This is a genomic window from Pseudomonas sp. YJ42, from assembly GCF_047225135.1.
GTDB lineage: Bacteria > Pseudomonadota > Gammaproteobacteria > Pseudomonadales > Pseudomonadaceae > Stutzerimonas > Stutzerimonas stutzeri_E.
The window spans coordinates 1,855,360-1,881,715 of the sequence record NZ_CP178378.1; the positions used below are offsets into that span (position 1 = coordinate 1,855,360).

General features: G+C 61.9%; 24 protein-coding genes. 15 read left to right on the forward strand and 9 right to left on the reverse strand.

The genetic code is table 11. The features are described from left to right. Positions 1 to 6: 6 nt before the first annotated feature. The 6 genes from ACL0K2_RS08290 (at position 7) to ACL0K2_RS08315 (ending at position 6,691) form a co-directional block, all read left to right on the forward strand. Entirely contained in the window at positions 7 to 1,029 is a 1,023-nt protein-coding gene (locus tag ACL0K2_RS08290) for an alpha-ketoacid dehydrogenase subunit beta (protein ID WP_413044205.1), read from the forward strand. A gap of 4 nt (positions 1,030 to 1,033) precedes the next feature. Further along, the gene (locus tag ACL0K2_RS08295; protein ID WP_413044206.1) at positions 1,034 to 1,273 is read left to right on the forward strand and encodes a lipoyl domain-containing protein; all 240 of its coding nucleotides are present in this window, start codon (positions 1,034 to 1,036) and stop codon (positions 1,271 to 1,273) included. A 2-nt stretch (positions 1,274 to 1,275) separates the two neighbouring features. Beyond that, positions 1,276 to 1,980, forward strand: coding sequence for a 2-oxo acid dehydrogenase subunit E2 (locus ACL0K2_RS08300; RefSeq protein WP_413044207.1), 705 nt, complete (start codon positions 1,276 to 1,278; stop codon positions 1,978 to 1,980). After that, entirely contained in the window at positions 1,977 to 2,744 is a 768-nt protein-coding gene (locus ACL0K2_RS08305) for a biotin/lipoate A/B protein ligase family protein (protein ID WP_413044208.1), read from the forward strand. Before ACL0K2_RS08300 ends, ACL0K2_RS08305 begins: the two co-directional genes overlap by 4 nt. A gap of 377 nt (positions 2,745 to 3,121) precedes the next feature. Next, positions 3,122 to 5,254: a PQQ-dependent dehydrogenase, methanol/ethanol family gene (locus ACL0K2_RS08310; protein WP_045163394.1), complete on the forward strand. Its 2,133-nt coding sequence runs from the start codon at positions 3,122 to 3,124 to the stop codon at positions 5,252 to 5,254. A gap of 168 nt (positions 5,255 to 5,422) precedes the next feature. Next, positions 5,423 to 6,691: a carbohydrate porin gene (locus ACL0K2_RS08315; RefSeq protein ID WP_413044209.1), complete on the forward strand. Its 1,269-nt coding sequence runs from the start codon at positions 5,423 to 5,425 to the stop codon at positions 6,689 to 6,691. Between the two features lie 237 nt (positions 6,692 to 6,928). On the opposite strand, the gene ACL0K2_RS08320 is transcribed toward ACL0K2_RS08315, so the two are convergent. Continuing rightward, positions 6,929 to 7,333 carry a VOC family protein gene (locus tag ACL0K2_RS08320; protein WP_045163396.1) on the reverse strand — a complete coding sequence of 135 codons (405 nt, stop codon included), beginning with the start codon at positions 7,331 to 7,333 and terminating at the stop codon, positions 6,929 to 6,931. Positions 7,334 to 7,390: 57 nt separating this feature from the next. On the opposite strand from ACL0K2_RS08320, the gene ACL0K2_RS08325 reads away from it, so the two are divergent. The 3 genes from ACL0K2_RS08325 (at position 7,391) to ACL0K2_RS08335 (ending at position 10,743) form a co-directional block, all read left to right on the forward strand. Beyond that, the gene (locus ACL0K2_RS08325) at positions 7,391 to 7,693 is read left to right on the forward strand and encodes a putative quinol monooxygenase (protein WP_045163397.1); all 303 of its coding nucleotides are present in this window, start codon (positions 7,391 to 7,393) and stop codon (positions 7,691 to 7,693) included. A gap of 153 nt (positions 7,694 to 7,846) precedes the next feature. Further along, the gene (locus tag ACL0K2_RS08330) at positions 7,847 to 9,088 is read left to right on the forward strand and encodes an OprD family porin (protein WP_413044210.1); all 1,242 of its coding nucleotides are present in this window, start codon (positions 7,847 to 7,849) and stop codon (positions 9,086 to 9,088) included. 59 nt (positions 9,089 to 9,147) lie between these two features. Continuing rightward, on the forward strand, positions 9,148 to 10,743 hold the full coding sequence (locus ACL0K2_RS08335) for an argininosuccinate lyase (protein WP_413044211.1): 1,596 nt from the start codon (positions 9,148 to 9,150) through the stop codon (positions 10,741 to 10,743). A gap of 14 nt (positions 10,744 to 10,757) precedes the next feature. Here the strand turns inward: ACL0K2_RS08335 and ACL0K2_RS08340 are convergent, their stop codons facing one another. Then, positions 10,758 to 12,005: a cation:dicarboxylate symporter family transporter gene (locus tag ACL0K2_RS08340; protein WP_413044212.1), complete on the reverse strand. Its 1,248-nt coding sequence runs from the start codon at positions 12,003 to 12,005 to the stop codon at positions 10,758 to 10,760. A gap of 202 nt (positions 12,006 to 12,207) precedes the next feature. Here ACL0K2_RS08340 and ACL0K2_RS08345 point away from each other — a divergent pair, with 202 nt between their 5' ends. Then, positions 12,208 to 13,134, forward strand: coding sequence for a LysR family transcriptional regulator (locus ACL0K2_RS08345; protein WP_413044213.1), 927 nt, complete (start codon positions 12,208 to 12,210; stop codon positions 13,132 to 13,134). Between the two features lie 106 nt (positions 13,135 to 13,240). After that, positions 13,241 to 13,432: a hypothetical protein gene (locus tag ACL0K2_RS08350; RefSeq protein WP_045163401.1), complete on the forward strand. Its 192-nt coding sequence runs from the start codon at positions 13,241 to 13,243 to the stop codon at positions 13,430 to 13,432. Positions 13,433 to 13,471: 39 nt separating this feature from the next. Here the strand turns inward: ACL0K2_RS08350 and ACL0K2_RS08355 are convergent, their stop codons facing one another. The 4 genes from ACL0K2_RS08355 to otsB form a co-directional block, all read right to left on the reverse strand. Beyond that, entirely contained in the window at positions 13,472 to 14,383 is a 912-nt protein-coding gene (locus ACL0K2_RS08355) for a DMT family transporter (RefSeq protein WP_413044214.1), read from the reverse strand. After that, positions 14,383 to 15,030, reverse strand: coding sequence for a carbonate dehydratase (can, locus tag ACL0K2_RS08360; RefSeq protein WP_413044215.1), 648 nt, complete (start codon positions 15,028 to 15,030; stop codon positions 14,383 to 14,385). The genes ACL0K2_RS08355 and can overlap by 1 nt, the downstream gene beginning before the upstream one ends. Positions 15,031 to 15,105: 75 nt before the next feature. Then, positions 15,106 to 16,515, reverse strand: coding sequence for an alpha,alpha-trehalose-phosphate synthase (UDP-forming) (gene otsA / locus ACL0K2_RS08365; protein WP_045163405.1), 1,410 nt, complete (start codon positions 16,513 to 16,515; stop codon positions 15,106 to 15,108). A gap of 25 nt (positions 16,516 to 16,540) precedes the next feature. Continuing rightward, positions 16,541 to 17,305 (reverse strand): trehalose-phosphatase, encoded by a 765-nt coding sequence (gene otsB / locus ACL0K2_RS08370; protein ID WP_413044216.1) that lies wholly within the window; start codon positions 17,303 to 17,305, stop codon positions 16,541 to 16,543. 186 nt (positions 17,306 to 17,491) lie between these two features. Here otsB and ACL0K2_RS08375 point away from each other — a divergent pair, with 186 nt between their 5' ends. Next, a complete protein-coding gene (locus tag ACL0K2_RS08375) occupies positions 17,492 to 18,034 on the forward strand; it encodes a hypothetical protein (protein ID WP_413044217.1) in 543 nt (180 codons plus the stop codon). Positions 18,035 to 18,133: 99 nt separating this feature from the next. Here the strand turns inward: ACL0K2_RS08375 and rimI are convergent, their stop codons facing one another. Genes rimI through ACL0K2_RS08390 form a run of 3 tightly spaced genes read right to left on the reverse strand, consistent with a single transcriptional unit; the run spans position 18,134 to position 20,968 of the window. Continuing rightward, positions 18,134 to 18,586: a ribosomal protein S18-alanine N-acetyltransferase gene (rimI, locus tag ACL0K2_RS08380; protein ID WP_045163408.1), complete on the reverse strand. Its 453-nt coding sequence runs from the start codon at positions 18,584 to 18,586 to the stop codon at positions 18,134 to 18,136. Positions 18,587 to 18,596: 10 nt separating this feature from the next. Further along, positions 18,597 to 19,424 (reverse strand): energy transducer TonB, encoded by an 828-nt coding sequence (locus tag ACL0K2_RS08385; RefSeq protein ID WP_413044218.1) that lies wholly within the window; start codon positions 19,422 to 19,424, stop codon positions 18,597 to 18,599. Then, complete coding sequence (locus ACL0K2_RS08390) at positions 19,421 to 20,968, reverse strand: 2-isopropylmalate synthase (protein WP_413044219.1); 1,548 nt, start codon at positions 20,966 to 20,968, stop codon at positions 19,421 to 19,423. The genes ACL0K2_RS08385 and ACL0K2_RS08390 overlap by 4 nt, the downstream gene beginning before the upstream one ends. Before the next feature lie 189 nt (positions 20,969 to 21,157). On the opposite strand from ACL0K2_RS08390, the gene mksB reads away from it, so the two are divergent. From mksB to mksF, 3 genes are all read left to right on the forward strand, one after another. Further along, positions 21,158 to 22,399, forward strand: coding sequence for an Mks condensin complex protein MksB (mksB, locus tag ACL0K2_RS08395; RefSeq protein WP_413044220.1), 1,242 nt, complete (start codon positions 21,158 to 21,160; stop codon positions 22,397 to 22,399). Positions 22,400 to 22,497: 98 nt separating this feature from the next. Continuing rightward, a complete protein-coding gene (mksE, locus tag ACL0K2_RS08400; protein ID WP_239611402.1) occupies positions 22,498 to 23,184 on the forward strand; it encodes an Mks condensin complex protein MksE in 687 nt (228 codons plus the stop codon). After that, positions 23,181 to 26,030 (forward strand): Mks condensin complex protein MksF, encoded by a 2,850-nt coding sequence (mksF, locus tag ACL0K2_RS08405; RefSeq protein ID WP_413044221.1) that lies wholly within the window; start codon positions 23,181 to 23,183, stop codon positions 26,028 to 26,030. The genes mksE and mksF overlap by 4 nt, the downstream gene beginning before the upstream one ends. The last annotated feature ends 326 nt before the right edge of the window (positions 26,031 to 26,356 follow it).

The following is a 26,356-nucleotide window of genomic DNA, read 5'->3' on the forward strand; positions in this document are numbered from 1 at the left end:
AACCCCATGACCACAGCAGTAAAGGAAAGAAAACTCACCGTCGCCCGCGCCATGGCCGAAGCAGTGGCGCAGGAAATGCGCCTGGACCCGAAGGTGTTCGTGATGGGCGAGGACATCGGCCAGCTTGGCGGCGTGTTCGGCAACACCCGTGGCCTTTACGAGGAATTCGGCAAGGAGCGCATCCGCGACACGCCGATCTCCGAAACGGCCTTCATCGGCGCCGCGGTGGGCGCTGCCTCCGACGGCATGCGGCCGATCGTGGAGCTGATGTTCGTCGACTTCTTCGGTGTCTGCATGGACGCCATCTACAACCTGATGGCCAAGAACACCTACTTCTCCGGCGGCAAGGTGCCGGTGCCGATGGTGTTGATGGCCTCCACCGGTGCCGGCTATTCGGACGCCGGCCAGCATTCGCAGTGCCTGTACGGCACCTTCGCCCACCTGCCAGGCATGAAAGTGGTCGTGCCGAGCAACGCCTATGACGCCAAGGGCCTGATGACCGCGGCGATCCGCGACGACAACCCGGTGGTTTACCTCTTCCACAAGGCACTGCAGGGCATGGGCTGGCTGGGCACGGAGAAAGGCGCCACGGTGCCGGTACCGGACGAGCCCTATATCGTCGAGATAGGCAAGGCGAAGACCGTGCGCGAGGGCCGCGACGTCAGCCTGGTCAGCCTCGGCGCTGGTGTGCACCACGCCCTGCGCGCCGCGGCGCAGCTGGAAAAGGAAGGCGTCAGCGCCGAGGTCATCGACCTGCGCAGCCTGGTGCCGCTGGACCGCGAACACGTCATCGCCTCGGTACGCAAGACAGGCCGACTGATCGTGATCGACGAGGACTACCACAGCTTCGGCGTCAGCGGCGAAATCATCGCCAGCGTCGTCGAGCACGACATCGGCATGCTCAAGGCTCGCCCGCAGCGGGTGGCCTTCCCGGACATCCCAATCCCTTTCACCCCGGTCATGGAGCAATGGGCCCTGCCCAACGCGGACAAGATCGTGGCCGCCTATCACGCCCTGAACAAGGAATGAACCCATGAGTAACCCAACCCCAATCGTGATCGCAGACGACTTCTGGGAAGGCGACGCCGAAGCAGTGATCACCTCCTGGCTGGTGAGCGACGGTGCCGAAGTCGCCGCGGGCGACCTGGTCGCCGAAATCATGTCGGAAAAGGCCCAGTTCGAGATCGAGGCGCCCGTGGCTGGGGTGTTGAAGATCCTCGAAGACGAAGACGCGGTGATCGCCAAGGGCGCGGTCATCGCCCAGGTGCAATAGCCATGACCCAACTGCAGATTCCGCCAATCGAGCGCGCCCCTGAACGGGTGCCGCTCAAGGGCATGCGTAAGATGATCGCGGCGAAGATGCTGGAAAGCCTGCAGACCACCGCGCAGCTGACTCACCACGCCGAATGCCGACTGGATGCGCTCAAGGCCCGTCGCGCCGAACTCAAGGCGGCCGGCAGCGCGGTGTCGGTGCAGGATCTCGTGCTGCTCAAGGTGATCGAAACGCTCAAGGCCCATCCGGGCCTGAACGCCACGCTGGCCGACGAGCTGATCGAACGCCACGCTGCGGTGCATCTGGGCCTCGCCATCCCGCTGCCGGACGATCTACTGGTCGCCCCTGCGCTGTTCAATGCCGAGCAGCTGGACGGCGAAGGCCTGTGCCTGGCACGCAAGACGCTGGTAGACAAGGCCCAGGCCGGCAAACTGTCGGTCAAGGAGCTGACCGGCGCCACCTTCACCGTCTCCAACCTGGGGCTGTCCCGGGTGCACCACTTCACGCCGATCCTCAATCCGCCACAGGTGGCCATTCTGGGTGTCGGCGGCATTCAGCGGCGCCTGGAACTCGGGCCGAGTGGCGAGCTGATGGACGTCGAGTGGATGGGCCTGTCGCTGACCTTCGATCACCGCGCCGTCAACGGATCGCCCGCGGCCGAGTTTCTCGACGACCTGTGTCGGCGGATCGAGGAGCACGCGGCATGAATGGCATCGCCCGGTTCAGCGTAGGCGCCGGCCTGAATGCCGAGCGGGCCTTGATGCAGCGCGTCTGCGACGGGTTGTTCGACTGCCAACTGCTGCTCTGGCGCCCCACCGGTCAGGCACTGGTGATGCCCGGCAGCTTCGAACGCCGGCCCGGCTTCGCCCTGGCCAGCCAACGCTGCGCGGCGCAGGGCTGGCCGATCCTGCTGCGCGACACCGGCGGCGAGCCGGTGCCGCAATCATCGGCGGTGCTCAACATCGCGCTGGCCTTCGCCGTGCCGGCCAGCGACGAGACCGGCAATCGCATCGACGTCGCCTATGAACGGCTGCTCGAACCCTTGGCGCTGTGGCTCGCGGAAAACGGGCTCAAGGCCGGTGTGGGCGCGGTGCCGGGCGCGTTTTGCGATGGTCGCTTCAACCTGACCCTGGAGGGCCGCAAGCTGGCCGGCACCGCCCAGCGCTGGCGGCGTAGCCGCGATGGCCGCCCCGTGGTGCTGGCTCACGCCGCGCTGCTGATCGAGGACTGGCGCGAGGCCATGGCCGACGTGGTGAACCGCTTCTACCACGCCTGCGCCAGCGACCTGCGCTGCCAGGCCGAGAGCCATCTGGCGCTCGGCGAGCGGCTGGCCGACGCCTGGGCAACCGCCACATCCCTGCCCGAGTGCTACCAGCGCGTCCTCGCCTGGCAGGGCCTGGAACTCGGCGCCCGCGCCAGCACTTATCCGCCCGAAGGCCTCGCCGCCGGACGGCACTCCCCCTTGCTTTGAATAACAACAACACGGCAGGCCATCCGGCCCGGCCATGCATCGGAGGAAACACCATGAAGCATCCCCCTTCCCCGCTCCAAGGCGGCACCACCCAGCCAGCACGATGTACAGAAACTCTCTGCGGAGCCTTACCGCAGGGTCGCAACCGTCACTAACGCTGACAATTAAAGCGCAACCAAACCGGACCTGTAGTTATTGCAGTTTAAATAACAAACCTGAAAAGCAGTGATATACGCGCACGTCATGTTGCCCGCCATAAAGGAGGCAGCACTGAAGTCGTTTTACAAAAAAACAAATATCAGCAGAGCTTTACCCGCGAATGCTCGTTTGAGGCGTGCCTGAAGCGAGAAACAACCCTAAACAAGGAAATAATAAAAATGAACTTCAAACAGTCAAACCTAAGGGTTCAGATAATGATGGCGGCCTCGCTTCTTGCGATGACGTCACTGCACGCATCAGACAGAGTCATTACCGACAAGGAATTATCTGATGAATCCAACACTACTGATTGGCTGGCTTACGGGAGAACACACTCCGAACAACGATTCAGCCCCCTTAAAGACATCAATGTAGACAACGTCAGCCAGCTCAAGCCTGAATGGTACGCGCCGCTGCGGGATCGATCCGATATCGTCGGAACGCCTTTGGTTGTCGATGGCGTCATGTATTACGTTGGTGAAATGAACAGAACACGTGCGTTCGATGCCCGCACGGGCAAGATGCTTTGGGAATATGATCCAAAAGTTTCCAAAGAGATCCTCGACAACAACATGAAGAAGGTTTTCTGGAAGCATAACCGAGGCCTTTCGACATACGGCGACAAGTTGTTCATTGCCACCTGGGATGGCCGCTTGATTGCAATCAACAGAAAGGACGGCAAGGAAGTCTGGCAGACCCGTACATTCGATCACGACCAGCCGTTGAATATCACAGGCCACCCCAAGGCCTTCGACGGCAAGGTATTCGTCGGCAATGGCGGAACGGAACTTGGCCCGATGCGTGGGTATGTGACTGCCTATGATGCCGAAACCGGCAAACAGGTCTGGCGTTTCCATATCGTCCCTGGCAACCCCGCCGATGGGTTCGAGGACGCAGCGCAGGAAATGGCGGCCAAGACCTGGAGTGGCCGGTGGTGGGAGAACGGCGGTGGCGGTAATGCCTGGCATGGTTGGACATACGACGCCAAGTACAACCAGCTCATCTTCGGTACCGGTAACGGGGGGCCATGGAATATCAAGGTGCGTAGCCCAGAGGGTGGCGATAACCTGTTCCTGTGTTCTGTCGTAGCCGTAGACGCGGATACGGGCGAATACAAGTGGCATGTCCAAACGGCACCGGGCGACACCTGGGACTACAACTCGAACATGGACATCGTGCTGGCCGACCTGAAAATAGACGGCAAGGATGTTGACGCCGTATTGCATGCGCCAAAAAACGGTTTCTTCTATACGATCGACCGTTCGAACGGCAAGGTACTGTCCGCGGAGAAATTCGCCGATGCTAACTGGTCGACCAAGTATGACCTGAAGCAGCAGCGCCATATCGTGGCCGACGACGCCAGGTATCCCGATGGCGAGAAGAATATCTATCCATCGGCATTCGGTGCGCACTCATGGCATGCGATGTCCTATAACCCCGAGCTGAATCTCGCTTTTATTCCTACCAACCATCTAGGCAATACCTTCAAGGACGACGGTAAAAATACGAAGCCTGGCCATAAGATGGCGAGCCACAAACTCTATCTGGGGTTAACCGGTTGGGAATTGACCAAGGACCCGCACGAGTCGCGAGGCTCCTTGCAGGCCTGGGACCCGGTCAAGAACAAGCGAGTGTGGCAGGTAAACCAGAAGAGCCCATGGGGTGGCGGTACCTTGACCACGGCTGGCAATCTGGTTTTCCAAGGCCAGCCTGATGGCCTGTTCAAAGCATATGATGCTCGCACCGGTAAGGAACTTTGGTCTTATGACGTAGGCCTCGGTATTTCTGCGCCACCGATCACTTACAAGTTGGATGGCAAGCAAATGGTTTCCCTGCTGGTGGGCCCTGGCGGTGCATTGGCCTCCAACTTCGGCGGTTCCGGCGAGTTGGGTTTTGAAAGCCATGGCTGGAAGTACGGGGCGCACGAGCGCCGGATCATGACGTTCTCGCTTGATGGAAAAGCGGTCGTTCCGAAACAGCCTGCGCCGCAACTCGCCAAGCCGATTATCGATGAGCAGTTCAAGGTCGATACCGAAAAAGCTGAGGCGGGCGCGGGTGTTTTCGCTGAAAACCTGTGCGTCGGTTGCCACGGCGCTGGGGCTGTTGCGGGTATGAAGGCGCCCGATCTACGGGAGTCGCCGTTATTGCTCACAGGCAGTGAAAAGGCGTTCGAAAGCGTCGTGCGCGGTGGTGCGTTGCTCGTCAACGGCATGCCCAAGTTCCCGGATCTGACCGATGCAGAGCTGGAAAGCATCCGTCACTTCGTTCGCAGGCAAGCACACGACGGTGTGAAGTCTGGCGGCGGACATTGAGCCGGCAACCGTCGATCGCCAATCAAACACTGAATCGGTAACGCCTACCAGCCATGTAGTCAGGCGTTACCACTGAGCAGAAACGCACGCGAATACCGTTCATGCCACAGGCATTGCGGCCAACGGTATTCGCTGCATCCCGCACCGTTACATCCAAAGGATCAAACAATGACAATAAGCCTGCGCTGCGGCAGCGGCTTTCTCGCCGCCTGCCTGCTCACTTCTGTCCAAGCGGCCGAATATTCACCCGACCAGTTTCTCTTCGGCGACTGGAACGACACCCGCACCCGCCTGCACGAGGCCGGGGTCGACCTGCAAATCACCTATGTCCACGAACTGGCCCGCAACACCCAGGGTGGCGATGACCATACCAGCACCTACTCCGACCAGATCATGTTCGATGCGGCGCTGGACCTGGACAAACTGCTGGGCTGGTCCGGTGCCGGCCTTCGCTTCACGATGACCAACCGCAACGGCGAGAACCTCAACGCCGAAGCCGATCTGGGCGTGCTCCTGCAACCGCAGGAAATCTATGGCTACGGCAGCGCGACCCGCCTGGTGCAGCTCTACTACCAGCAGGCGCTGCTGGACGACCGCCTGCTGATCAAGCTCGGCCGCCTGCCCATGAGCGGGGAAATCTACCCCTTCGCCTGCCCGTTCCAGAACCTCGGCTTCTGCGGCACGGTGCCGGGCTACATCACGCCGAACTGGTACACCTGGCCGATCAGCCAGTGGGGCGCCACCGTGCGCTATCAGTTGGACGAGGAATGGTCGCTGCAAACCGCGATCTATCAGGTCAATCCGCGCTTCACCGAGCGTAGCCAGCGCCTGAATTTCGGCAGCCCGTCGGGTACCACCGGTTACCACGCGGTCGCCGAGCTGGGCTGGACGCCGACACTTGCCGGCCAGCCCGGCGCCTATCGGCTGGGTCTGTGGCGCAATACCGGCGACTTCGAGGACGTCTACCGTGACGCTGCCGGTCGACCGATGGCTCTATCCGGTGCGCCAGCCGCCGAACACGACAAGGCCACCGGCGGCTACCTGATGGCCGAGCAGCAGGTCTGGCAGAGCAGCACGGTAGGCGAGCGACGGTTGAAGCTGTTCGCCAACTTCATCCAGTCCGACCCGGACGTGACCTATATCGAGCGCATCTGGCAAGTTGGCGGCACGCTCTCCGCGCCATTCGCCTCGCGCCCGAACGACGAGCTGGGCCTGGGCCTCGGGCGCCTGGAAATCAACGACGACGCCCGCAAGCGCTTGAGCGAAGAGGGCCAACCGGTGCCGGACGTGGAATACCCGGCCGAGCTGTATTACCGCGTGGCGCTGACACCGGCGGTTTCGTTGACGCCGAACATCCAGTACTTCCACCGACCAGGCGGCTTCGACGATGACAAGGACGTGGTTGTATTCGGGCTAAAGACGCTGATCAGCTTCTGAAAACGCCTCCAAGCCACGCTTCCCCCGAACGCTGAGGATCGGCCGGCCGCCGCTCTGGCTGGCCGGCATTCGCTGCACCCGCACCGTCGCATCCAAGGTTCAGCTGCCGCCTCGTTAACGCACGGCAATTGCCTCCAAACGGTCCGGACCGGCTTCAGCTGTCGGATAAATATCTTTGGGTGTTCTTGAATCCACAGCCACCCGGCTAACGCCGCTACGAACCTTGCCCATCGCTCATCAACGCAAACGCTGCCCCGATATCGCCGGATGGTAAAGCGGCTGAACCGTGTTCCCCGCAGGATCGAGGACATGAAAGCTATGAGCGCCGTCGCTGTGAGCGAAGGGGCGGTCCAGCAGGGTCACGCCTTGGGTTTTCAGGTATTCGTACCAGGCGTGCAGTTCTTCCAGGCTGTCGACGATGAAACCGTAATGATCCATCGCCTGGACGCCGCTACTTTTTTCCCGGGCGCGGCCCAGGGAGAGGTTGTCGTTGCCACAGGTCAGGTAGACGAGATCCTTGCTGGCGCGGTTGAGGACTTCCATGCCCAGCACGTCGACGTAGAAACATTCGCATTCTTCAAGGTTTGGCACGGTAAGCGCCAGATGACGCAAGCCGTTCAGGCGACCGGGACGCTGCGGCATTTTTCTCTCCTTTTTGTATACAATCTAACTCCCACATTAAAACGAAATGGAGCGCACATGTACTGCCTTATCCTGAAAACCCAACTCGTGCCGGGCTCATTCGACAGGTTCATGGAGGCGATGCGCATCAACGCCGCCGCTTCAGTGCAGCACGAGCCGGATTGCCTGGTGTTCGATGTCATCCAGGATCTGGCGGATCCCGACCTCGTCTATCTCTACGAGCTGTACCGCGACGAAGCGGCGTTCGCGCACCACAAGACCACCGAGCACTATCTGCACAGCCGCCCGCTGGTGGGTGAGTTCATCGTTAAGCAGGAGGCCATGAAAGGCCATATGGTGTGCGGCAATAACAAGCGTTGATGAACGAGATGCTGCGCTTAAGATATTCAGAAAGTATCCACTGGAGATTATCTATATATTTTTAATCCCCTTATTCGCTGATTAGCATCACTGCAGACGCCCGGCCTCGCGCCAGCGGCGTCTACCTCCAATAAAAATAAACAGGAGACAGTGATGCTCAAGTCACCGAAGCCGCTTGCTGCGGCGATTGCGGTTGCTGCGCTGGGTGCGGGTTTGCCGGGTGTGGTCATGGCGGATTTTCTTGCGGACAGCAAGGCGACGCTGGAACTGCGCAACTTCTATTTCAACGCCGATTACCGGCAGGACGGCGCCAACCAGTCGAAGCGTGACGAGTGGGCGCAGGGGTTTCTGCTCAATTACGAATCAGGGTTCACCGAAGGGCCGGTGGGGTTCGGAGTCGATGCCATCGGGCTGCTCGGGGTGAAACTCGATTCCGGCCCGGAGCGGCAGAATTCGGGGTTGTTGCCGGTCGGTGATGACAAGGCGCCCGATGAATACAGCCAACTCGGCGCAGCGGCCAAGCTGCGTTACTCGAAAACAATCCTGCGTGCCGGCACCTTGCTGCCGAGGCTGCCGACCGTGTTGCCGAACGATTCCCGCCTGCTACCCCAAACCTTTCGGGGCGGGATGCTGACGTCGAAGGAGATTGATGGGCTCACGCTCAGTGCGGGGCGTCTGACGCAGAACAGCCTGCGCAACTCCGCCGCCAATGACGACATGCAGGTCTCCGGCAAGGGCATCAGGGGCGGACAGGACAGCGACAAATTCGATTTCGCCAGCGCCAGCTATCGCTGGACCAAGAACCTGACCACGGGCTACCACTACGGTCATCTGGACCAGAACTACAAGCAGCACATATTCAACCTGGCCCACGTCCTGCGGTTGGGCGACGACCAGGCAATCAATAGCGATCTGCGCTTCGCCCGTTCCACCGAAGCCGGCAATACCAACGTGGACAACGACGCCTTCGGCGCCAAGTTCACTTACGAACTCGGCGGTCATGCGTTCGGCGCGGCGTATCAGAAGATGAGCGGCGAAACCGGCTTCCCGCATATCAACGGTACCAATTCCTACCTGGTGAACTACGTGATGATTTCGGCGGACTTCGCCAGCCCCGGCGAGAAGTCCTGGCAGCTGCGCTACGACTATGACTTCGCTGCCATGGGGATTCCCGGCCTGAGCTTCATGACGCGCTATCTGCGCGGTGACGGCTTCGATGGCCCCGGTGGGCGCAACGGCCGCGAGTGGGAGCGCGATACCGATATCGGTTACGTGTTTCAGCAGGGCGCGCTGAAGAACTTCGGCGTGAAGCTGCGTAACGGCACCTACCGAAGCACGGGCAATGACATCGATCAGACCCGCTTCATCCTCAGCTACACCTTGCCGCTGCTGTAACGGCCGCCCGCCTTCCCGTCGCCCGTGCGGGTGACGGTGTCGCTTAACAGGAGATGAATATGATCATGCAAAAGACGCTGCTTTCCCTGGCCGTCGCGTTCGCGCTGAGCGCCAGCCACTTGACCGTACAGGCTGCGGACACCGCCGACCTGCCCTGCCGCACTACGGCCGAATGCGCGGCCGAGGCGGCGAAAATCGGCGCCACGGTCGATCGCTCCGGCGCTAAATCGGGCAAGCACGACGACCAGTTCACCTGGGTCAACCGGATCAACAAGGCGTCCATCGTGATGCTCACCGAAGAAGAGATCGTCAGCCGCAAACAAGGCCGTGAAATCGCCAGCGGCGTTCAGTATGTGATCGACCAGGCCAGCAAGCCCGACGGCAAGAAGCCCAGCGACGTGCTGCAGATCGAACGCATCATGATCGACAAGATCGGGCCGCAGGCCTCGCTGATCCACTCTGGTCGCAGCCGCCAGGACATGTACGCCACCTACCGCCTCGCCACCCTGCGCAGCCAGTTGCTCGACTACACCGACGCGATGAACGACACCCGGGCAAAACTGCTCGAGCTGGCGAAGAACAATGTCGACACGCTGATCCCGGCCTACACCAACGGTGTGCAGGCACAGCCAATCACCTATGCGCATTACCTGTTGGCCTATGAGGCGGCTTTCGAGCGCGATGCCCAGCGCATCCGCGAGCTGTACGACCGTCTGAACCGCAGCCCCATGGGCACGGCGGTGCTGGCCAATTCCGGCTGGCCGCTGAACCGTGAACGGCTATCCGAGCTGCTCGGCTTCGACGATGTACGCGACAACTCGCTGGATGCCGGGCAGGTGTCGACCTACGACATTCCCATCGAAGCGGCGGGCATCGCCTCGTCGTCGGCGATCCGTATCGGCGCGATGTTGGGCGACATCCATACGCAGTACCACCAGATCCGTCCGTGGATGCTGCTCGAGGAAGGCGCCACCTACACCAGCAGCGCGATGCCACAGAAGCGCAACCCCGGCTTGATCATGCGGGCGCGGGAATCGGCCTCGGACGTCGTCGGCCTGGCCCATACCGTCACCCTGCGTGCGCATAACGTGACCACCGGGATGACCGACTACAAGTTCGCCTTCGACGGCCTCGGGCTGTTCGATAGCGCCCATGAGATGTTCGTCCGCACGGGCAATGTGATGGACGCGCTGGTGATCAATCCGGAACGCGCGCTGGAAGAACTGGAAGCTGAATGGACCACCTCGATGGAATTGGCCGATACCCTGGAGCGCGAGCATAAGGTGCCCTTCCGTATCGGTCACAGCTTCGCTTCTGCGGTAGTCGGCCATGCGCGCAAGGAAGGCTTCGTGCCGGCAAACTTCCCCTACACCGAGGCGCAGCGCCTGTTCACCAAGGCGGCGGAAAAGTACCAGTGGAGAACGCGGGAGTTACCGCTGAGCGAGTCGGCGTTCCGCGCCACGCTGTCGCCGCAGAACATGGTCAAGACCCGTGTCGGCACCGGCGGACCGCAGCCAGCCGAGGTCAAGCGGATGCTCAAGGAGGCCAACCAGGCTTTGGCCGGCGACCAGCACTGGACGAAGGTGCGCCGTGATCGGGTGGCCAAGGCGGAAAGCGAGCTGGACAAAGCCTTCAATGCGCTGTTGAAGAACTAAGAGTCCGCAAGCCCTCAGCGTTTCCCGACCACCGCGCCGGGAAACGCTGCCTGCCGACGGGGCATCAGCGCCTCGCGCAACGCATTGCGGTCCAGCGCACCGCTCCAGGCCGAAATAACCACGCACGCCAGAGCGTTGCCGATCACATTGGTCAGCGAGCGACACTTCATCAGCCGCTCGACGCCGAGCAACAGACCGAGCGCTTCCAGCGGCACCAGATTCAGGCCAGCAACCGTGGCGGTCAGCGTCAGAAAAGCCGAGCCCGCCGCACTGGTCGAGCCCAGCGAGGTCAGCAGCGCCACCAGCAGCAAACTCACATGCGTGCTATCCAGGGCGACACCGGCGAGCTGCGCCAGGAACACCGCAGCGCAGGCCACGTAGATATTCGAACCGGCCAGATTGAAGGTGTAGCCGGTGCTGAGCACCAGCCGCACCACCCGCCGGGCGCATCCGGCGCGTTCGAGCTTGTCGATCAAGCCCGGCACAGCGGCCACCGAAGCACCCGTGAACGCGACCAGACAGAGCTCGTCCCTGATGTAGGCGATGAGTCGAAACAAACCGACGCCGGCCAACCTGGCGACAACGCCCAGGACAACAGCAAGGAACAAACCGCAGGCGAAGTAGACAGTGCCGACGAACTTGAGCAGCGGCCAGGCGGACGCCGGTCCGTATCGACCAACGGTGTAGGCCATCGCGCCGAATGCGGCCAAGGGTGCGAAGCGAAGCACCATGCGCAGCGCCTTGAGCAGCCATGCCACCCAGGTATCCAGCCGGCGCCGCAGCGGTTCGCCCGCATCGCCTGCCCAACCCAGCCCGAGGCCGAACAGCAAAGCGGCCAACAATACCGGAAGGATGAACGTATGCCCGATGACCTGCGCCAGGCTAGTCAGCACCGCGGTCGGCAGATCGCTCATGGGCCGCCCAGTTGTGGTGGTGAGCGGCACGGCATCGCCGCCGGGCGCAAGCAGTATTCCCACGGCCCCGCCGGTGATCAGCGACAGAACGGCCATCATCAGGAAATAAGCCACCACCCGGCCGGCGCAGCGGGTGTGCTGCCCGCGCTCACCGAACGCCGCTACCGCCGAGGCGACCAGCACGAACATCACCAGGGGCACCGCGTGGCCGATCACGCCGAGGAATGCATCGCTGAGCGGCTTCATTTGGACCGCCAGTTCTGGCCGCAGGATACCGAGCGACAGGCCCAGGGCAATCGCGATCAGGATGAGAGCGGTGTCGTTGCGGTACAGCTTGGCTAGAATCATGGGCCGCCGAGCGATGTTGTTGTTTTAGCAGGCCGTTGAAAAAACGTAGACGAGGCAGGCAAGACGAGGCAAAAGCAACGACGAATTGCCAACGTAGGCAGTTTTTCAACAGGCTGCTGGTCGCTTCAGAACCCGTATCCTACCCCATCGAGGCGCTCCGTCAGCCAAACGCGCTGGCGGGCGTTTAGCAGGACGCCGCCATATGGAACTTCGCCACCTCCGCTATTTCGTCATGGTCGCCGAGGAGAGGCATTTCACCCGTGCCGCTGCGCGCCTGAACATGCAGCAGCCGCCGTTGAGCCAGCAGATCCGCGCCTTGGAAGACGAGCTTGGCTTCGAGCTCTTCAAGCGCCATCCCAAGGGGGTGGACCTGACCACTGGCGGCGCGGTATTTCTCGACGAAGCCAAGGCGATCCTGGCGCGGGTGCAGGATGGCGCGCGCCGAGCCGCTCGCGTCGCCATGGGCGTAGAGGGCACGCTGAATATCGGCTTCACCTCGTCGGCGGCGGCGCATCCGCTGATCCCTCGGATCATCCGCGCCTACCGCGAGCAGTATCCAGCGGTAGCGATCACTTTGGACGAAGGCAATGCCGGCCGCCTGACCGAGCGTGCCAGTGCCGGCCAATTGGAGGTCGGGATCCTCCGTGCGCCCGTCAGTCGCCCCGCCGGTATCGAGTTCCATCGCCTGCTGCTGGAAGAGTTGCTGCTGGTAGTCCCGGTTGGTCATCCCGTGTTGGCTAACTATCCTGACGCCGTGGGTTTGCTGGCGATACGTGACGAGCCCTTCATCCTCGTTCGCCGCCCCGGTGCACCGGGCATGTACGCCAACCTGCTGCATGCCTGCCAGGCAGCCGGCTTCGAGCCGCGGATTGCCTTCGAGGTCGAACGGATGCTGACCAACGTGAGCCTGGTCGCGGCGGGCGAAGGGATCTCGGTGGTGCCGGCCTCCATGCGCGACATTCACCGGGAAAGCGTTGTCTACCGGCGCATTGTCGGCGCCCGCCCACGTCTGGTCGCGCCACTTACGTTGGTCTGCCGCGAATTCAATCAGTCGCCGGCGTTGCAGAACTTCATCGCGCTGGCTCGGCAGCTGGCCAAAAATTACCGGGCAAATATCAGTCGGGATTGACTCAGCGTGCGTCCGTCGGGATCGCTCGACAGCTGACCGCTGGTTAGAACATCGTCCTGCCCACCCTTTCAAAGGTTGTGAGTCCATCACAATGACGAGGTGCGGCATGGCCAAAGACGACAAGGCGACACCCCATGAGAAGAGCGACCATGAGCTGGCGAACACGGCCGATGAGGTCGAGATCGGAACCACCGCCCATACGACGCGCACGCAACCGGTCGGTCACAGCCTGGAGCCAACGCATACGCGGATGAATGGCAGTGACGAGGACGACCCGGACAATCACAAGCGCAAATAAGCAAAAGCCCCGCAAACGCGGGGCTTTTTCGTGGGCGCGCTAGCGAACTGCCATGCGCGTGGCCGGACGGGTCGCCAGCAGCAGTCCGGTGAAGATCAGGCCACCACCGACCCAGTGGAACACCTGCAAGCCCTCTCCCAACACCAGCCAGCCGAGGAATGCGGTGAAGACAGGCATCAGATAAGTCGCCATGGCCGCTTTCGCCGCGCCGACTGTCTTGACCCCGTGGTTCCATGAGAGATACGCCACCAGCGAGGCGAAGATGGCGGTGTAGGCGATGACTGCGAGGTTAATCGGGGTGGGCGTGAAACCGCCGACCTGACTCAGTTCGAACAGGTAAAACGGCATAATCATCGGCGTGCCGATCAGCATCAGCACACCCAGCAGCGTCAGCGGCGGTATCCGTAGAAAGCCGCCCCAGCGCCGCAGTAGCAGGGTATAAAGCGCCCAAACCACCACCGCCCCGAGCATGATCAGATCGCCGCTCTGAAATGACAGGCTGCTGAACGCCGCCCAGCTGCCGCGGCTGATCAGGTAGATCAAGCCGCCCGCCGCGATGGCCATGCCAAACCAGGCACGCCGTGCCGGCCATTCACCCAGCAACAGTCCGCCACCGATAAAGGTGAACAGCGGTAGGCAGGTATTCACCAGCGTCAGGTTGATGGCTTCGGTACTTTGCGCGGCGGAATACAACAGCGAGTTATAGCTGCTGACGCCCAGCGCCGCGATGATCGGCAAGCGCCAGCTGGCCGCTCGCAGGGCCGCACGGTGGGCCCAGATCGAACGCACGACAAACGGCAGCAGCAGACAGGTCGCCAGCACCCAACGCCAGAACGACAACGTCAGCGGCGGGATGGCTTCATGAAAAGCGCGCGCCACCAAGGCGTTTCCGCTCCAGCAGAGCACAGCGAGCAGCAGGCCGGCGAAGGCCCATCCGTGACGATTGGCCATCACACTGGCCGAACTGGGCGAAGGCGGTATTGCGGTGGCAACTGGTCCAGGCCGCTGATGGTAACGTTCAGGTTCTTCCAGATGCCGTCCTTGATGCCATAGATGCAACCATGCACGGACAGCGGCTGACCACGGTGCCAGGCGTTCTGGACGATGGTGGTATGACTGACGTTCGCGACCTGCTGGATGACGTTGAGCTCACACAGACGATCGACCTGCGCTTCCTCCGTGGGGAAGCCGGCGATATGGTCGCGGTGTTCGTAGTAGAGGTCGCGGATGGTGCGCAGCCAGCCGTCGATCAGGCCGAGCTGATCATCGCGCATCGAAGCACGTACCCCGCCGCAACCATAATGACCGGTGACCAGGATGTGCTTCACCTTGAGCACGTCGACCGCGTACTGGATGACCGACAGACAGTTGAGGTCGGTGTGCAACACCACGTTGGCAACGTTGCGGTGTACGAACAGATCGCCCGGCAACATGCCGACTATCTCGTTGGCGGGTACGCGGGCATCGGAACAGCCGATCCAGAGGTACTCCGGCACCTGCTGCTTGGCCAGTTTGGTGAAGAAGTCAGGGTCTTCCTCAATGATGGCTTCAGCCCAGCGCGCGTTGTTTTCGATTAACTGTTGAAGATCGTTGCTCATCGCCTACCCCATCCATCCGAAACGTTACGAACCGGTCGGCATTATGACAAGCATGCAGACCGGTGCGTCACAGCTTCAGACTGTAAACAGCGGGTTCGACGGGACTTCCGCACGTGGGCGGGAAGAGAACGCCCGTAGATCGCGCAGGAAATTGTCACGCCAGGCGTCGAGGTCGGCCGCGCGGATGGCGCGCATCATGTGCTCGTAACGATCCTTGCGTTCGGTGAGCGACATGCGCATGGCGCGGTCGAGGGCCTCGGCCATGCCGATGCAATCGTAAGGATTGATGATCAGCGCCGAGGTCAGCTCACGGGCGGCACCGGCGAAGCGCGACAACACCAGCACGCCAGGATCCTCCGGGTCTTGCGACGCGACGTATTCCTTGGCGACCAGGTTCATGCCGTCGCGCAGCGGTGTGACGAAGCCGATATCGGCGCTGCGGAACAGCCCCATCAGCACGCGTCGATCATGGCTTTTATTGAGATAGTGCAGCGGCGTCCAATCCAGATCCGACAGCCAGCCATTGATGTGGCCGGCGGCACTTTCGAGCTGCTGGCGGATGTGTTGATAGGTCTTCACGTCAGAGCGGGAGGTCGGTGCGATCTGTACGAACTCGACCGCGCGGCGGTGCTCCGGGTAGCGTTCGAGGAAGGCCTCGTAGGCCTTGAAGCGCTCCACCAGCCCCTTGGAATAATCCAACCGATCGACGCTGATGATCTTCTTGCGTGCCACGTCAGTGGTACGCCGCATAGGCTTGCGGCGGGTCTTGTAGGACTCGGCCAGGTCCTGGATTTCGTCTGGAACCACGCCAATCGGGTAGACCCCGGCGCGGAAGTTCTGTCCGTACGCCGTCAGGCTGCCATCGTTTTCGAGAATGCCGCGCACTTCACGGGTCATGTAGTCCTGGAAGGCCAGACGATCGGTTTCGGTCTGAAAGCCGATGAGGTCATAGAAACACAGCGTCTTGAGCAATTCGTTGTGCGGCGGGATGACGGTGAGGATTTCCGGCGGCGGAAACGGGATATGCAGGAAAAAGCCGATGCGGTTGCGAATACCCAGCTGACGGCAGGCCTCGGCGAAGGGAATCAGGTGATAGTCATGGATCCAGATGATGTCGTCGGGTTTGAGCAGCGGCCTGAGCTTCTCCGCCAGCATCGCATTAACCCGGCGGTACCCCTCATATTCCTGACGGTTGTAGCGGGCCAGATCGATGCGGTAGTGGAAGATCGGCCAGAGCGTGGCATTGGAGAATCCGCGGTAATACTGGTCGTAATCCTGCTTGGTCAGGCCCATCGTCACGTAGGTGATATTGCCGATGGTCTCGGTGTTGGTTTGCGGGGTGCTGCTTACGTCACCGCTCCAGCCAAACCAGATACCTCCGGCCTGGCGCAACGCGTCATAGACGCCAACTGCAAGCCCGCCAGCAGCGACCTTCCCCGCCTTGATCGGCGCTACTCGGTTGGAAACCACTACTAGTCGGCTCATGGGTCGTTCTCGCTCCAGTCTGGTTCTATTGGTTTTCCGGCTGTTCTGAGAGTGCATCGAGCAAGCGTTCGAGCCAGGCGCCAACGGCTTCTACCGAGTCCAGGCGTTGCTTGGCTTCGGTAGGGCCGGTACCGACCTTGATGCTCAGTCCTCCCAGTTCGTTGATGACCTTGAAGCCCGCCTCGTCGGTCAGATCGTCACCAACGAACACCGGCATCCTTCCTTTGAATGGAGCCTCCTGCATGAAGGTGCGAATCACCTCGCCCTTGCTCGCGCCGCGAGGTTTTAGCTCGAACACGCATTTTCCCGGTTGCAGCGTCAGGACGTCGCCGTAGCGCTCGACGAAGTCTTCAGCCAGCGCTCGGGCGGTGCCTTCCAACTCCGGGGCCAAACGAAAATGCAGGGCGAATGCGATGGTCTTGTTTTCCAGCGACAGGCCGGGGTGTTGACCGCAGGCGTGTGCTAGCTCTCGCTGGATGGCTTCGAACACGTCTTTGTCGAGCGCCAGATTGCGCATCTCGCCTTCCGCTGTGCGGCGCTCGGCACCGTGCACGCCGGCAGCCGGCAGCCGCAGTGGCGAGAGCAGATCATCGAGCTGGCTGAGCGGACGGCCGGAAATAACCGCCAAGGGAATTTCGCTGAGATGCAGGTGCTCCAGGGCAACCAGCGAGCGAGGTGGAATGGTCACGAGCTCAGGGCGAGGCTGTATTTCTGCCAGCGTGCCGTCGACGTCGAAAAAGAAAGCGCAGCGCCGGACCTCTAGCCCGGGTCGGTCATTTGGTTTGTTCATGAACCTTGAGACTCCGGATAGTCGACGGTGGTTCGCGCTTTTTGTGTCATCACAAGCGCTTAGGCGCTAAACAGGCGGCCCTTGCAGCTTGGTTCATAAAGCCCGAACCGGCCAGCGGCCAGCCTGAATCTTCGCATCGACGCCGGGTCACAACCTGCAAGACCGCAGCTCACACAGGAGGTTGTCATGAACGATCGCAAGCCCTATACACCCACAGAGATCGACGACACCGAGGACCGCATGGGCTCGATGGAGCAGCTCGATTTCGACCAGCATCGCGACGATCGCAAGGGCCGTATCGGTGACGAGGTGCCGGCCGAAGAAGTCGAGGACGAGTTCCCGCCGGAGCGAGTAGCCGAAGCGGGCATGACCACCGGAGAAGTGCCGGATGGCGACACCACCATGGACGACCTTGCGCCTGAGACGCTCATTCGCGAAGACGGCTCGCGCTCACCTAACGAACGCGGCCATGGCGGCCCGGCCGACCAGGACCTGAGCGAAGTCTCCGAACATCGCATCGGTGCCGACGTGGATCTCGACGAGGCAGAGAAGGGTCGCTATGACCCACTGGACGGCAAGCCTTGGGACGGACCGGCGATGGGCGACCCGGACACCGGGCTCGGCGGCGGCGATGCCGTGCTGCATGAAAATGACGACCTGATGGACGACAACGAACTCGAAGGCGACGCGCCACTGGACTCCGGGCGGGACAAGGCGCCAGGACGATAAGGTTGTTTACCGCTTCGTGTCGGGTCCGGGTGGCGGCCGCTTCAAGAAGGAAAAAGCCCGATCGTCTGGGTCGGGCTTCGTATGGCGGTCCCTGCCTGATCAATCGATCAATGTGCAGGCCATCACCAAGGCATCTTCGCGTCCGTCAGCGGAAGGGTAATACCCACGGCGCCGCCCTACTTCGTTGAAGCCGTAACGCTCGTAGAGCCGGTAGGCCGACGTATTGCTGGCGCGCACCTCGAGAAAGCATTCGCGCCCTCCGCGCTGGTGAGCCCGCTGCATCAGATGCTCAAGCAGCCGCAACCCCAGCCCACGCCCCTGGCTCTGGGGCTTGACGGTGATATTCAGCAGGTGCGCCTCGTCGAGAATGACATTGATCACGCCATGACCCACCTGCTGCTCGCCTTCGAGCATGACCCAGCATTCATAAGCGCTCAACGCGTCGGTGAAGATGCCGCGGGTCCAGGGATGACTGAAGGCGGCGTACTCGATTTTCAGGACTGTTTCGATATCCGCCGCCGTCATGGGGCGAAAACTGACTGCATCACTCATGAAGCACTGCTCATAAACCCATAACCCAACGCGGCATGCTGCGACGCATCGCCTTCCACAACTCGGCCTTGCTGCCAGGTTGCTCCATTAACTGCTCGAGCCCGGGCATGGCCAAAGCGTGGCCGATGCCATCGATATGCAGCTCGCGGTAGCAGGCGTCTGCCTCCACCTCACCGGCAAAGCGCAGCGCCGGCAAACCCACTAACCAGAGGCAGGCACAACCCATTTCCTCCAGCTCGGCAGCCACGACACCTTGCACATAATCCCGTGCTGCCTCGGCGCCCTGATCGAGACTGCCGCGGTGCAGCAATGGCCAACGAATCGGCTCACCGTCACCGACCTGCTGGGGCTTGTCTGGTAGCTTGGCGGCGCGCAGCAGATCCTTGAGCAGCAGGTAGGCGGGATCGCGGCTCTGGAAAGACTCACCGGTGGGCAATTCCACCAATAGCAGGCAATTACCGGCTCGTAGCAATTGCAAGGCAAAACGTGGTGGCGGTATGGCTGCCTTTTGCTCGGCGGCTGCCGGCTCGGCATCAGTGGGCCTCGCGGACGTCTTTTTCGGCTCGGGCATGGCGATGCGGGGCATGGCCGCACGCACCGCATCGGCGGCCGGGCTCGCCGTGGCCGCTGGCGCGTCTGTTACCGGCGCGGGCGACGAGGGGGCTGGCTGCGTGACGGGCTGCTCAAGCTCGACGACTGGCGCGGGCATGGCTTCGGGCTCGACGAACTGCAGCAGCTCCGGGCGCGACGGCGCGGCAAAGGGAAGCTCGACCCGTGGTAGCCAGGTGGTGACCTGCATCGCGTCGAGAAAGGCCCGACGCCGGCTTTCGGTGATCAAACCCCGACTACCTGCGGATGCGCCTTGGCGCCAACCTGCATCAGGTTCAGCGCATTCAGATAGGCCTTGGCGGACGCCACGACGATATCGGTATCGGCGCCGTTGCCATTGACGATGCGCCCTCCCTTCTCCAGCCGCACCGTGACCTCGCCTTGCGAGTCGGTGCCCTTGGTGATGGCGTTGACCGAATAGAGCTGCAGCGTGGCGCCGGAATTGGCGACCGATTCGATGGCCTTGAAGGTCGCATCGACCGGCCCGGAGCCTTGTGCCGAGGCGGGCAGCTCATTGCCGTCCACGCTCAGCACGAGCTTGGCGTCCGGCACCTCGCCGGTTTTGCTCGCCACCTCTAGCGTCACCAGCTTGAAATGTTCCTGCACGTCTTCGGCGAGGGTGTCAGAAACCAGCGCTTGCAGGTCCTCGTCGAAGATCTCGTGCTTCTTGTCGGCCAGCTCCTTGAAGCGCGCAAAGGCCGCGTTCAGCTCACCCTCGCCCGGCAGGACAATACCGAGCTCCTCGAGCCGCGAACGGAATGCGGCACGCCCGGAATGCTTGCCCATGACCATCTTGTTGGCGTTCCAGCCCACCGATTGCGCGGACATGATCTCGTAGGTTTCGCGGTGCTTGAGCACACCATCCTGGTGGATACCGGACTCATGGGCAAAGGCGTTGGCGCCGACGATGGCCTTGTTCGGCTGCACCGGAAAGCCGGTGATGCCGGAAACCAGGCGCGAGGCGCTGAGGATGTGCTCGGTTTCGATGCGAGTGTGCACGTTAAGCAAATCCTGGCGGGTCTTGATCGCCATGACAATCTCTTCCAGCGCGGCGTTACCGGCGCGTTCACCCAGCCCGTTGATGGTGCACTCGACCTGCCGCGCACCCGCAACGACCGCCGCCAGCGAGTTGGCCACCGCCAGGCCCAGGTCGTTGTGGCAATGCACGGAGAACACGGCCTTGTCGGCGTTGGGAATGCGTTCGAGCAGTTGGCGGATCATGTCGGCGTACTGATGGGGGATGGCGTAGCCGACGGTATCCGGAATGTTGATCGTGCGGGCGCCCGCATCGATGGCCGCTTCGATGATGCGACAGAGGAAGTCGATGTCCGAACGTCCTGCGTCTTCACAGGAAAACTCCACGTCGGCGCAGAGATTGCGGGCCTTCGTCACCGCGCGCACAGCCTGCTCGACCACCTGGTCCGGCTGCATGCGCAGCTTGTACTGCATGTGGATCGGGCTGGTGGCGATGAAGGTGTGGATGCGCCCGGAATTAGCACCGGCCAGCGCCTCGGCGGCGCGCTCGATATCGGCATCGACAGCACGCGCCAGACTGCAGACGGTGCTGTCCTTGATGTGATCGGCCACCGCTTTGACCGCGGCGAAATCCCCCGGACTGGCGATCGCGAAGCCGGCTTCGATCACGTCCACCTTCAGGCGCTCAAGGGCCTTGGCGATGCGCAGCTTTTCTTCGCCGGTCATGGAGGCGCCGGGGCTCTGTTCACCGTCTCGCAGGGTGGTGTCGAAGATGATGACGCGGTCGTTGCTGCTCATGTCGAACTCCTCTTGGCCAGCCTTGCGGACTCAGGCGGCGCCTCAAGTGTGAATTGTGGCCGGAAACCAGCAAAGCGGGAAGGCCGAGCGTCTCATTGCGTCATCCCAACGATCGGTTTGGGCTGATTTGCACCTGGGTCAGGCAGTACAATTGCCGACTATTTTTTGCAGCCGACAGAACCGATTCAGATGATCGAACCCAAGCGCGTACTGCGTGCCCTCGCCGAACACTGGACGTTGCTCGAGCCACTGTGCGAGCGCTTCGATGCCGGCACCCTGAGCCTGATCGAGCTGCGTCATCAGCTCGCCGCGCAACTGCCGGAAGGCACGCCCACCGATATCACCGCCCTGCTCGATCAGTGGATCCGCCTGGATATCCTGGTCCCGGTGGCGAAAAGCCCGAATCGCTTCGAGCTCAACGCGCAAATCCATGACTTCCTCGCCTACCTGCGCCGCGAACATCGGCTCGGCCTGTGCCTGGAGATCGAAGCCTACCTCCGCCATCTGGAACGCCTGGCCGGGCATATCCAGGACGCTTTCGAGATTCGCGACGGCCAGGACCTCGCCCGCCAGCTGCGTCTGCTCGACATGCGCGTGCGCGACGTGCTGAAGAAGCTAGCCAATGACGAGCAGGCCCTGATCGGTGTCGCCGACCGAGCAAAAACCAGCGATCGGCAGATTCCGCTGCGTCAACGTTACGCCGAGGTCCTCGCCACCTGGGATGAATACGTCGAACCGATGATCCAGCTGGTCGCGGCCGATGGTGCGTTCGAGCAGGGCGTGTACCGCGTCGAACAGGTGCTGATGAAGCTGCTCGGTGAGCAGCAGCGCCTCGGCCAGCTGGTCGACGACGACCTGCTGCTGCGCCCCCATGCGCGCATTCTCGAGATGCAGAGTACCGCCCAGTTGACCCTGCGCCACGCGCGCGAGCTGTTGCTGCCGTTGCGGGAAGAGGCGCGCCGCCATAACGCCGTGACCCGGGGTGCCGCGCTGGCGCTGTCGGCCATCCGCAAGAAGGGACTCGATGCCGTGCCGCAGGCCTCGTTGCCGCTGTTCACCCGCCCGCAGAGCACCTTTCTCGGCTCGGCCAGCCAGGTCGAGGCCTATGTCTATGCCCTGGCCCGCTTCGAGCCGAAACCGGCGCAATTCCCCAGGGCCGGCAGCAAGCGCAGGACCGGCGCACCGCGCTCGCCGTTGACGGCGCGAGAAATGCTCGACCGCTGCGAACAGGCGCTACCGCTGCCTGACCTGATGCAATGGCTGCTCGAGCAGGAACCGGAAGGCGCAACCGACGAGCTGCTCTACTGGTTCTCGCGCCTATCCCGCGATGCACGCTTCCAGCGCGACCGGCTGGAGCGCCGTGAATACCTGACGCGCGAGCATCAAGTCAGCCTCAGCTCTTTCGCCCTGCTGGCCAACGCCGATGCCTGAGCGCTTACGAGCTGGACTAGGTATTGCGCGCCCTGTCTCGAACCCATTTTGTGAAAAGCGCTTCGCGGTTTTCACCCGCCGATTGCCCTGAGTTGCCTATGAACATCGATCTGAAAGAAATGACCCAGTTGGCCCCAATCTTCCGCGAGTTGTTCAAGGGATATCACCTGTCCCGCAGCGAGCCGGAATGCTACGCCCAGCTGTCCAACATGCAGGACCAGTACCGCGCTCTGTTCAAGGCGCTCGGCTTCGAGCTGGTCTGCGACCCACGCGGCTTCTACTACTTCGTCCCCGAGCAGATGGGGGCGCAGGTCAACAAGACCGCACAGCGCCTGGCGTTGTTCACCTTCATCCTGGTCGAGCATCTGGCCGATCAGGGCCGCGATCCACTCGCGGTGCTCGACGGCGGTACCCTGGGCCGGGACGAACTGCCCGCGCTGCTGGACAAATACCGCGACCTGTTCCTGCAGGCCGAGGTGACCACCCAGGACGAGCTGGAAGAAAAGGTGATCCGCCGCCTGACGCAACTAGGCTTCGCCGAAGACAGCAACGGCATCTACCGTTTCCTGCCGCCGATGCACCGCTTCCTCGACGTCTGCCTATCCGTCCAGCAGGACCGCGACCTCGCGGCGAACCTGCACAGCAGCGATCTAGCACTGGCGGCACCTCAGCTCATGGCCGAGGAAGAAGAGGACGACATCATTCTTATCGATCGCGACCCTGACGATAGCGAAGAAGATGCCCTGGCACGCGCCATCGCCGAAGAAAAGGAGCTTGAAGCATGAGCCAGGAACGCTACGGCATCCGCCGCTTCGCCCTGCTGAACACCGCCGGCTATAGCCTCGGCATCTTTCCGCTGGAAACGCCGTTATCTGTTTACGGTGCGAACAACCTGGGCAAGTCCGCGTCGATCAATGCGCTGCAGTTTCCGATTCTGGCGCGCATGTCGGATATGAGTTTCGGCAAGTACAGCCTTGAGCAGTCGCGCAAGTTCTACTTCGCCAGCGACACCAGCTACATCCTCGTTGAAGTCGCCCTGCCCCATGGCCCTCACGTAATCGGCGTTGCTGGTCGCGGGCCGGGTGGTGGCTTCGGTCACCAGTTCTTCGTCTACCAGGGCTCGCTGGATCTCGATCACTACCAGCAGAACGGCACCTGCCTACGCCAACGCGAGCTGTTCGCCAATTTGGAGCGCGCCGGCATCAAGGCCTACGAGGCCAAGCCGGACGAACTACGCCGCCTGCTGGTCGGCGGCCACACCGCTATCCCGCTGGACATGACGCTGATCCCACTGCGTTCGACCAGCGAGCAGAGCCTGAAGACGTTCCGCGCACTTTTCATCAACCTGCTGCACATGCGCGAGATAACGGCGGCCAAGCTCAAGCAGCTGTTCCTCGATGCGTTCGAGCACAGCCTGCGCTCCGGCAGTGTCGATTACATTGCAGCTACCGAAGAGGCTTTCCGCGACGTGCGCCGCATGGAGCAGGACTATCAAGCGCTGGTTGCAGCCGGGCCGTTGGTTGAAGCTCTCGCTGCCGGCGTGGCGCAGCGAGAACTGCTGCGCGGCAAACTGCATCGCTTGTCGCCTTTGCTCGACTCGCTGCTCGGGACCTGGCAGGACTATGCTGGCGCGCGCAAGGAAGAGCTGGTCATCCAGGCCGAACACTATCGCCGCGAGCAGGACGGCCTGCAGAACGAACAACGTGGAAGCACCTCCGAACTGATGCGCCTGGAGCGTGAGATCAGTGAGATTCAACGCTGGCTGGGCGAGCTCTCCTCGCTGAAAAACCGCTTTGCGCTGGTCGATGATGCTCATGTGCTCGAGCAGCAGTTGCTCGCCGCCAAGGATGCCCATGACGAGTTGGCCGGCGCGCTATCGCAGTCGCGCCAGTTCTCCAGCGAGGACCTCGACGAGCGCCTGCGCGACCTTGAGAAGCGGCTCAAGTCGGTCCGGCAGCAACTGGACCACGCGGACAACAACAGCTACTCCCGTCTGCGTGAGGAGTTCTCGCAAGCGGACGTTGATCGCCTCATGCGGCTGTTCAATGGGCAGCTATTCAGCCTGCCGCTAGGGGACAAAGGCATCGCGCTGGATGATGGCGAGGCCTGGGTCAAGTCGCTCGAAGCGGTCCTGGACGGCTTCAAGGGCGAGCGCTTCGAGGCGCCCGGGTTATCTATCGACTTGTCCCATATTGAACCGCCGGCCCTGCAGGCGCTGGCTGATCGTGCCGCATTGCGTGACCAGAAGGATCGACTGGAGCGTGAACTGAAACAACTCAAGGCCCAGCATTCAGTGGCGGTCGACCGCGCCGCGAGCAAGGCGCAGGCCGAACAGCTCTACCAGCAGGTGCTAGACGCCCAAAAAGCCTTGGAGGACTTCCGCCGTTGCCAGACGCTCTCAGCCGAAGAGAACAGTAAGCTTGAGCAACTGGCCCAGGCCGAGGCGGCGCAGGACGAACTCAAGCGGACCAGCGATGCCTTCACCGAGCGAGTGCAACATCTATCGGCGAAGCTGCAACTGGTCGGCCGTCAGCTGGCGGATCTCGAGGCCAAGGAGCGCACGTTGGAGGACGCGCTACGTCGCCGTCAGCTGCTGCCTGCAGATCTACCATTCGGTACGCCCTTCATGGATCCGGTGGACGACTCGCTGGACAACCTCCAGCCGCTGCTCAACGACTATCAGGACAGCTGGCAGGCGCTGCAACGCGTCGACGGCCAGATCGAAGCGCTCTACGCGCAGGTGCGCCTCAAGGGCGTCGCCAAGTTTGATAGCGAAGAAGATCCCGAGCGGCGGTTGCAACTGCTGGTGAACGCTTACGCGCATCGCCAGGACGAAGCCCTGACGCTCGCCAAGGCACGTCGCGCGGCCGTCACCGATATCGCCCGGACCTTGCGCAACATCCGCAGCGACTACGACAGCCTCGAGCATCAGCTGGCGTTGTTCAACCGCGAGATCAACAAGCGCCAGGTTTCGAACCTCGAAAGCTTTCGCATCGTCCTGGCACCGAACAAGGATGCGCTCAAGCATATCGACCAGATCATCCACAGCGCCGGGCAATACGAGCAAGGCGAGACGCTGTCCGTATTCGACCTGCAGCAAAGCAGCGAACAGGACAGCAAAAACGAGGAGGCCAAGGAATACCTGGCACGCTTGGTTGCCGCTAACAACAATCAGTTGGGCCTGAAGGACCTGTTCGAGCTCGCGTTCGAAATCACCAAGGTGGGCGGCCAGCCGGTGATCCATACCGACATCGACGGCGCGGCGTCCAACGGTACGACGATGACCATCAAGGCACTGACCAACATGTACCTGTTGCTGCACCTGATGGACCGCGAACAGGCCGGTCGTATTCGCCTTCCCTATTACCTGGATGAGGCGGCCGACATCGATGAACGCAACCAGCAGGCACTCATCGAAACCAGCCTGCAACTCGGCTTCGTGCCGATTCTGGCCTCGGTGAAGCCGCAGGTGTCGGCACATGTGGCTATCGACCTGGAAGGCGGTAGCGGCCCGGCCGGAATCTATATCGACGAAGCGGATTGGAAATTCATTAAGCGCCGTGATCAGGCTGAGGCATCGATCGCCGCCTCTGATCCAAAAGCCGTGAAAGAGGTCGAGCCGGTTAGCTGAACGCGGTGGTCGAGAGCTGACCAGTCTGCTGCCGGTGGCGCAGGCTGGCGCCAGCCGAAACGGCCTTTTCTATCGCCTCTAGTCCAAAGCTATCTCATACGCAAGAGTGCGGTTTGCCCGTAGCCATGAGTCTCCTCCCAAACGGTGTGACGATCCGCATTGATCGTCGCTCCGCCACGCATCGATTGTCGTCGAGCGCGTCTATCTCAACAGCCGCTTCTTCTAGCCTGCCAGTTCCTCGGCATTGGTGATTCACAGAGCCAGATAGCTCGATGCATGAGCGGCTTGCTGCTATCGCAGCCAGCCTGCCCGGATCCAAAGCCGTA